The 6,849-nt window shown below is 54.0% G+C and carries 9 protein-coding genes; all 9 read left to right on the top strand.

Features of this window, described 5'->3' with window-relative positions; genetic code table 11:
- Window positions 1-203 precede the first annotated feature (203 nt).
- The 9 genes from PK629_02455 to PK629_02415 all read left to right on the top strand — a co-directional run bounded on the left by PK629_02455 (window position 204) and on the right by PK629_02415 (window position 6,837).
- Window positions 204-563, top strand: coding sequence for a hypothetical protein (locus tag PK629_02455; GenBank protein HOP10329.1), 360 nt, complete (start codon window positions 204-206; stop codon window positions 561-563).
- A gap of 36 nt (window positions 564-599) precedes the next feature.
- Window positions 600-1,022, top strand: coding sequence for an ATP-binding protein (locus tag PK629_02450; protein HOP10328.1), 423 nt, complete (start codon window positions 600-602; stop codon window positions 1,020-1,022).
- Between the two features lie 60 nt (window positions 1,023-1,082).
- Entirely contained in the window at window positions 1,083-2,417 is a 1,335-nt protein-coding gene (locus PK629_02445; protein ID HOP10327.1) for a [Fe-Fe] hydrogenase large subunit C-terminal domain-containing protein, read from the top strand.
- Window positions 2,407-2,745: a DRTGG domain-containing protein gene (locus PK629_02440; GenBank protein HOP10326.1), complete on the top strand. Its 339-nt coding sequence runs from the start codon at window positions 2,407-2,409 to the stop codon at window positions 2,743-2,745. Before PK629_02445 ends, PK629_02440 begins: the two co-directional genes overlap by 11 nt.
- The gene (locus tag PK629_02435; protein HOP10325.1) at window positions 2,745-3,470 is read left to right on the top strand and encodes a phosphoesterase; all 726 of its coding nucleotides are present in this window, start codon (window positions 2,745-2,747) and stop codon (window positions 3,468-3,470) included. The genes PK629_02440 and PK629_02435 overlap by 1 nt, the downstream gene beginning before the upstream one ends.
- Window positions 3,471-3,550: 80 nt before the next feature.
- Window positions 3,551-4,045, top strand: a complete 495-nt coding sequence (locus PK629_02430) for an NAD(P)H-dependent oxidoreductase subunit E (GenBank protein ID HOP10324.1) — start codon at window positions 3,551-3,553, stop codon at window positions 4,043-4,045.
- 5 nt (window positions 4,046-4,050) lie between these two features.
- Window positions 4,051-4,602 carry an ATP-binding protein gene (locus PK629_02425; protein ID HOP10323.1) on the top strand — a complete coding sequence of 184 codons (552 nt, stop codon included), beginning with the start codon at window positions 4,051-4,053 and terminating at the stop codon, window positions 4,600-4,602.
- Window positions 4,603-4,660: 58 nt separating this feature from the next.
- The gene (locus tag PK629_02420; protein ID HOP10322.1) at window positions 4,661-5,032 is read left to right on the top strand and encodes a (2Fe-2S) ferredoxin domain-containing protein; all 372 of its coding nucleotides are present in this window, start codon (window positions 4,661-4,663) and stop codon (window positions 5,030-5,032) included.
- 20 nt (window positions 5,033-5,052) lie between these two features.
- A complete protein-coding gene (locus tag PK629_02415; GenBank protein HOP10321.1) occupies window positions 5,053-6,837 on the top strand; it encodes an NADH-quinone oxidoreductase subunit NuoF in 1,785 nt (594 codons plus the stop codon).
- Window positions 6,838-6,849: the final 12 nt, after the last annotated feature.

Below are 6,849 nucleotides of genomic sequence, written 5' to 3'. Positions count from 1 at the left end.
TCCGTAATCCTTTTTTCTTTATCCTTTTTGTAACACATCATTGACAAACCTACATGCTTTCGTGCGCCGTTTCGCCTTTTAAGGTTGCAATCATCAAGGGTTTTTGCTATAATATATTGGTTACCCGGCAATTCCGGGACAACTCCGTTAAAAACTTTTAAAGATAAATTTTCAAACCCGGAGCGAAAGGATGGCATCCTGTTATGAAGGTTTCGGAAATTGTAAAACTGCTCAACTGCGAGGTCTGCACCGACTGCGGCGACATCGACCGTGAAGTTCTCTCCGCCTGCGGTTCCGACATGATGAGCGATGTGCTGGCTTTTGTCAAAGAGCAATCGGTTCTGCTGACCGGCCTTGTCAATCTGCAGGTCGTGCGCACCGCCGAGATGATGGACATGCGCTGCATCGTCTTTGTGCGCGGCAAACAGCCGGATGAAACGCTGATCAAGATGGCGTGCGATTCCGACATCATTGTGCTCAAGACCAAGGAGCGCATGTATCAGGCCTGCGGAATCTTGTATCAAAACGGTCTGCGTGGCGGCGAGGCGTGTTCCGTCAAATAAATCTCCCGGAATACGCTTTGAAAGGCGGTCACAGCATTGACTGAAAACATCAAATTACATTACGACGTCGACGGTTCCGACTTCACAATGGCCGGCGAGGCCTCCAGTGATGCAAAACGCGTGTTGAAAAAGATCGGAATCCCGCAGGACGCTGTTCGGCGGGTTTCGATTGCGATGTACGAGGGCGAGATCAACATGGTCATCCATGCCGACGGCGGCACTGCGGACCTCGAGATCGGCGACCACTCCGTCACCATCACATTGGTTGACCACGGTCCCGGCATTCCGGATATTGAACTCGCGATGCAGGAGGGCTGGTCCACCGCACCGGAAGAGGTACGCAATCTCGGCTTCGGTGCGGGCATGGGTCTGCCGAATATGAAAAAATACACCGATACTTTTGACCTCACCTCCGAGGTCGGGGTCGGCACCAAGGTCGTTATGACCGTCAATTTTTAATAAAAGCCCCTACAAAATGGGATTCAACACCCCAAAACCCGAAAAGAGATGAATGATTGAATGGCGGAAATTTTCCATTCCGTACGGCTGAATAAAGACAAATGCAAGGGCTGCAGTACCTGTGTCAAGCGCTGCCCGACCCAAGCCATCCGGGTTCGCGACGGCAAGGCCAAGATTTTAGAGGATCTCTGCATCGACTGCGGCGAGTGTATCCGGGTCTGCCCGCACCGCGCCAAAAAGGCCGTCTGCACGCCGCTCACCGAACTGACCAATTCCAAATATAAATATAAAATCGCGCTGCCGCCGCCTTCGCTATATTGCCAGTTCAACCACCTCGAAGACGTGGATTTTGTGCTGTCGGGGCTGTTGGAAATGGGCTTTGACGCGGTGTTCGAAGTCAGCGCCGCCGCCGAGATCATCTCCGATTTCACGCGGGAATACATGACCCAGCCCGACATTAAAAAACCGGTCATCTCGGGCGCCTGCCCTGCGGTCGTGCGTCTGATCGAGACCCGTTTTCACCATCTCTGCGACAACATTCTGCCCATCATTGCCCCGGTCGAACTGGCCGCGATGATGGCGCGTAAACAGGCCGCCGAAAAAACGGGCTTTTCGCAGGATGAGATCGGTGTGTTTTTCATCTCGCCCTGCCCCGCCAAAGTGACCGAGGCGATTTTGCACCCCAATACCAAAGAACAGCTCATCGACGGCGCGTTTTCGATGAGTGAAATTTATATCAAACTCGTCGGCGCGATGAACCAGATCAAAAACCCCGAACCGCTGCTGAAAAGCGGTATTTTGGGCGTCTCGTGGGCCATCAGCGGCGGTGAGGCCGGCGCATTGCTCAACGACCGGTATCTGGCCGCGGACGGCATCGAAAACGTCATCAAAATCCTCGAACAAGTCGAGGACGACAAGCTCTCCGGCGTCGATTTCATCGAACTCAACGCCTGCACTTCGGGCTGTGTCGGCGGCTGTTTGACCGTGGAAAACCCGTTCATCGCCAAATCCCGGCTCAAATCCCTGCGGCGGTATATGCCGGTTTCTCAAAACAAGAGCGGCGACCTGCCCGAACCTCTTTCGCCCGTGGCCGGAAAACACAAGGCCAAGCCCAGCGTCAAACTCAGCGAAAACCTCGACGAGGCCATGAAAATGATGCTCGAAATCGAACGGTTGACCGAGATGCTGCCGGGTCTGGATTGCGGTGCCTGCGGTGCGCCGACCTGCGCGGCGTTGGCCGAAGACGTGGTGCGCGGCAAATCCTCTTTGAGTTTGTGCGTCTATCTGATGCGCGAAAAACTGCGCCATATCCGAAAAAACCTCACGCCGGAACAACTGGCGATGTATTATGACAACGAAAAATCTTATGAGGAGCTGAGCCGCGATGACGACTAAACTGACGACTTCCGCGTATATTCAAGCGCTCGGTCTTGAGACCGTGTGCGCCGGAGAAGACCGCGTGATTTCCGGCTGTTATATCGGCGATCTGCTGAGCTGGGTTATGGGACGGGCAAGCGCCGGACAGGTCTGGCTGACGGTCATGTCCAACACCAACGTCGCCGCCGTCGCCTCGATGACCGACGTGTCCTGCGTGGTGCTTTGTGAAAGCGCCAAAGCCGATCCCGAGTTGATAGAACGGGCCAAAAAGTTGGGGCTGCCGATTTTGCGAACCGATAAATCCGCCTATGACATGGCGGTCGAGACCCACGAACTATTGAAATAATGAACTACGACCTTCACATCCATTCCTGCCTTTCGCCCTGCGGCGACGAGGACATGACGCCGAACAACATCGTCAATATGGCGGCGCTGTGCGGTCTGGATGTGATCGCTCTTTGTGACCATAACTCCTGCGGAAACTGCGCTGCGGCGATTCAAGTTGCGGCGAAAAATTATCCCGATATGATGGTTCTTCCCGGCATGGAACTCGAGACCGCCGAGGAGGTTCATGTGGTGTGCCTTTTTGCGGATTTGGACGATGCGCTCGCGTTTGAAAAATCCGTCAAAGCAGCGCGCATTCCCATCGAAAACCGCCCCGACATCTACGGGCGTCAGGTGCTGCGCGATGAAAACGACGAGATCGCCGGATTCGAGCCGCAGCTGCTCGTCACCGCCACTTCCATTTCCATCGACGACGTTCCCGCGCTGGTTGAAAAATACAACGGGGCGGCGATTCCGGCACACGTCGACCGCGACAGCAATTCGGTCCTTTCCAACCTCGGATTTTTGACGCCGGAGATGGGATTTCGAACCATTGAGGTTTCCAAAAAACTTTTTGGTCAAAAAAGGGGGGAATTCCTTGAAAAAAATCGTCTGATGCGCTATAATGTTTTGTTGGATTCCGATGCGCACTATTTGGAAGATATCGGGTCCGCGGGCGGCACAACCGACGCCGTGTTTTCGACCAAAAAGCAGCTGATTGCGCTGTTGCGCACCACCGGTTTTTAAAAATATATTTACTTAGGTACGGTTTAGCCGCTTATTACGGCATCCGATATGCAACAATTTTCGAGGAGGCAAACTTAGTTATGAGGAAGACACCCACAACGCTGCCGTTCAAGGGCACCGCTGAACAGGAAAAGCGGCTGCGCGACGGCATCGCCGAAGCAAAAGTGCATGGCGAGGGTACCATGTCCGTTCTCCAGCGGGCGCAGGAGATCTACGGTTATCTCCCGATTGAGGTTCAGGAGATCATCGCTGACGCACTGGACGTATCCCTTTCCGAGGTCTACGGAATCGCCACATTCTATGCCCAGTTCCTGCTCTCACCCAAAGCCGAGATCCAGATTTCGGTCTGTCTCGGTACCGCCTGCTATGTCAAAGGCAGTAAACTGGTGATTGAGGAGATCCAAAAGGAACTCGGTATCCAATGCGGGCAATCCACTGCTGACGGGAAATTCTCCCTCGAGGCAACCCGTTGTATCGGCGCCTGCGGCTTGGCTCCGGTCATGATGATCAATAACGATGTCTACGGCAAGTTGACCGCTAAGGAAGTCAAGGGCATTCTCGATAAATACAGATAAAACAAATGAAAGAACTCTCGCTTAATATCCTCGACATCGCGCAGAACTCCGTTACAGCCGGTGCGACGGAAATCAAGATTCTCGTCGACGAGCAACCCGCTGAAAACACCCTGCGTATCGTCATCGAAGACAACGGTTCCGGAATGGATCAAGCGTTTTTGGAACGTGTCACCGATCCGTTCACCACGACCCGCACCACGCGTAAAGTGGGCCTCGGCATTCCATTGTTTAAACAGGCGGCTGAGATGACCGGAGGCAAGTTCTCCATCACTTCAAAAGTCGGCGTCGGAACCACGGTCACAGCGGATTTTATCTATGACAGCATTGATCGGATGCCGATCGGCGACATGCCGTCCACCATCACGGCGTTGCTCGGGTCAAAACCCGGAATCGACTGGATATACGAGCACAGATACGGCAAAAGCACTTTCACCTTTTCTTCCCGCGAGATCATTCGGCAGGTCGGTGACATCGATTTCACACAACCCGAGATCACCGAATGGATCGCCCAGTATATCAGCGAACAACTTCATAATTTATATGGGGGGAAAGTTTGACTCTTTGGACTTCGCCAATCGGATCAAACATCCTCTCAAATACGAAAGGATAGTATTTATGAAAACTTTAGCGGAACTTGCCGCAATCCGAGAAAACACCAAAAAGAACATCGTCCTTCGCGAAGAGAGCGACGACAATATCCGGGTCGTCGTCGGTATGGCCACCTGCGGTATCGCCGCCGGCGCCAGACCCGTTCTTACCGCTTTCATCGACGAGATCAACAATCGCGGATTGAAAAATATCACCGTGACCCAGACCGGCTGCATCGGCGTCTGCCGTCTTGAACCGATCGTCGAGGTCTATGAACCCGGCAAAGAGAAGGTCACCTATGTGAAGATGGACGCGGACAAGGTCGCGAAAATCGTCACCGAACATCTTGTCAATCATCGTCCGGTCGTGGAATACACGATTGAAGACGCTTTGAAATGAGCGAAAGGAGAGACACCACTATGATAAGATCACAGGTTTTATGCTGCACCGGCACCGGTTGTTCCTCTTCCGGCTCACATGAACTGGCCGCAGAAATGGAAAAACAAATCGCAGCCGCAGGGCTTACAGACGAGGTAAAGGTCGTCAAGACCGGCTGCTTCGGTCTCTGCGCACTCGGCCCGATTATGATCATCTACCCCGAGGGTACATTCTACAGCCAGGTAAAAGCCAGCGACGTCAAAGAAATCGTCGAAGAACATCTGCTCAAAGGCAGACCCGTCAAGCGGCTGATTTATTCCGAGGCGATTGAGAAAGACAGAATGCTCTCTCTTTCCGACACGCCGTTTTATAAAAAGCAAAAACGTATCGCGCTGCGCAACTGCGGCGTCATCAACCCCGAAAACATCGACGAATACATCGCGATGGACGGCTATCTGGCGCTCGAAAAAGTTCTGACCACCATGAAGCCCGAAGAAGTCATTAAGACTATTTTGGATTCGGGTCTGCGCGGCAGAGGCGGTGCGGGATTCCCGACCGGCCGCAAATGGCAGTTCGCCGCAGCCAGCGTCAGCGATGTCAAATACGTCTGCTGCAACGCCGACGAAGGCGACCCCGGCGCGTTCATGGACCGTTCGGTTCTCGAAGGCGATCCGCACGCCGTTCTCGAAGCAATGACCATCGCGGCTTATGCGATCGGCGGCACCCACGGATACATATACGTCCGCGCTGAATATCCGATCGCTGTCCGCCGTCTTGAAATCGCCATCAAACAGGCGCGTGAATACGGCTTGCTGGGTGATAATATCATGGGCACCGGTTTCTCGTTCGAAATCGATATCCGTCTCGGCGCAGGCGCATTTGTCTGCGGTGAGGAAACCGCACTGCTGACCTCCATCGAGGGCAACCGCGGTGAGCCGCGTCCGCGTCCGCCGTTCCCGGCCATCAAGGGCCTGTTCGGCAAGCCGACCATGCTCAACAACGTCGAGACCTACGCCAACGTCGCGCAGATCATTCTGAATGGCTCCGAATGGTTTGCCTCGATGGGTACCGAAAAATCCAAGGGCACCAAGGTCTTTGCACTCGGCGGCAAGATCACCAACACCGGCCTCGTCGAAGTCCCGATGGGTACCACCCTTCGTGAAATTATCGAAGACATCGGCGGCGGCGTTCCGAACGGCAAAAAGTTCAAAGCCGCGCAAACCGGCGGTCCGTCCGGCGGCTGCATCCCGGCACAGCATCTCGACACCCCGATCGATTATGAAAATCTGATTGCCATCGGTTCGATGATGGGCTCCGGCGGATTGATCGTCATGGACGAAGACAACTGTATGGTCGACATCGCCAAGTTCTTCCTCGAATTCACGGTTGACGAATCCTGCGGCAAGTGCGTGCCCTGCCGTATCGGCACCAAGCGCCTGTACCAGATGCTCGAAAAGATCACCTCGGGTCAAGGCACACTGGAAGACCTCGACAAGATGGAGGCCCTGTGCCACCACATCCAACAGAATTCCCTGTGTGCACTGGGACAGACCGCTCCGAACCCGGTGCTCTCCACACTTAAATATTTCCGTAATGAATATATCGCCCACGTTGTCGACAAGAAATGTCCGGCCGGCGTCTGCAAAGCGCTCGTGACCTACACGATTAACGACAACTGCAAAGGCTGCACGCTCTGCGCACGCAACTGCCCGACAAAAGCCATCACCGGCGCTATCAAAGAAAAACACGTCATCGACCAGACAAAGTGCGTTAAGTGCGGGCTCTGCTTCGCCAACTGCAAGTTCGGCGCAATCGAGAAGAAATAAGGGGAGGAATAA

This window comes from Oscillospiraceae bacterium, from assembly GCA_035380125.1.
Classification (GTDB): domain Bacteria; phylum Bacillota; class Clostridia; order Oscillospirales; family JAKOTC01; genus DAOPZJ01.
The sequence above is the reverse complement of the archived record's forward strand: the minus strand, read 5'-3'. Positions and strand labels throughout refer to the sequence as shown.

Bases quoted from the DNA above. Each gene is read 5' to 3' on its own strand.
- PK629_02455 (HOP10329.1), top strand. From the start codon at position 204: ATGAAGGTTTCGGAAATTGTAAAACTGCTCAACTGCGAGGTCTGCACC.
- PK629_02445 (HOP10327.1), top strand. From the start codon at position 1,083: ATGGCGGAAATTTTCCATTCCGTACGGCTGAATAAAGACAAATGCAAG.
- PK629_02440 (HOP10326.1), top strand. From the start codon at position 2,407: ATGACGACTAAACTGACGACTTCCGCGTATATTCAAGCGCTCGGTCTT.
- PK629_02435 (HOP10325.1), top strand. From the start codon at position 2,745: ATGAACTACGACCTTCACATCCATTCCTGCCTTTCGCCCTGCGGCGAC.
- PK629_02430 (HOP10324.1), top strand. From the start codon at position 3,551: ATGAGGAAGACACCCACAACGCTGCCGTTCAAGGGCACCGCTGAACAG.
- PK629_02425 (HOP10323.1), top strand. From the start codon at position 4,051: ATGAAAGAACTCTCGCTTAATATCCTCGACATCGCGCAGAACTCCGTT.
- PK629_02420 (HOP10322.1), top strand. From the start codon at position 4,661: ATGAAAACTTTAGCGGAACTTGCCGCAATCCGAGAAAACACCAAAAAG.
- PK629_02415 (HOP10321.1), top strand. From the start codon at position 5,053: ATGATAAGATCACAGGTTTTATGCTGCACCGGCACCGGTTGTTCCTCT.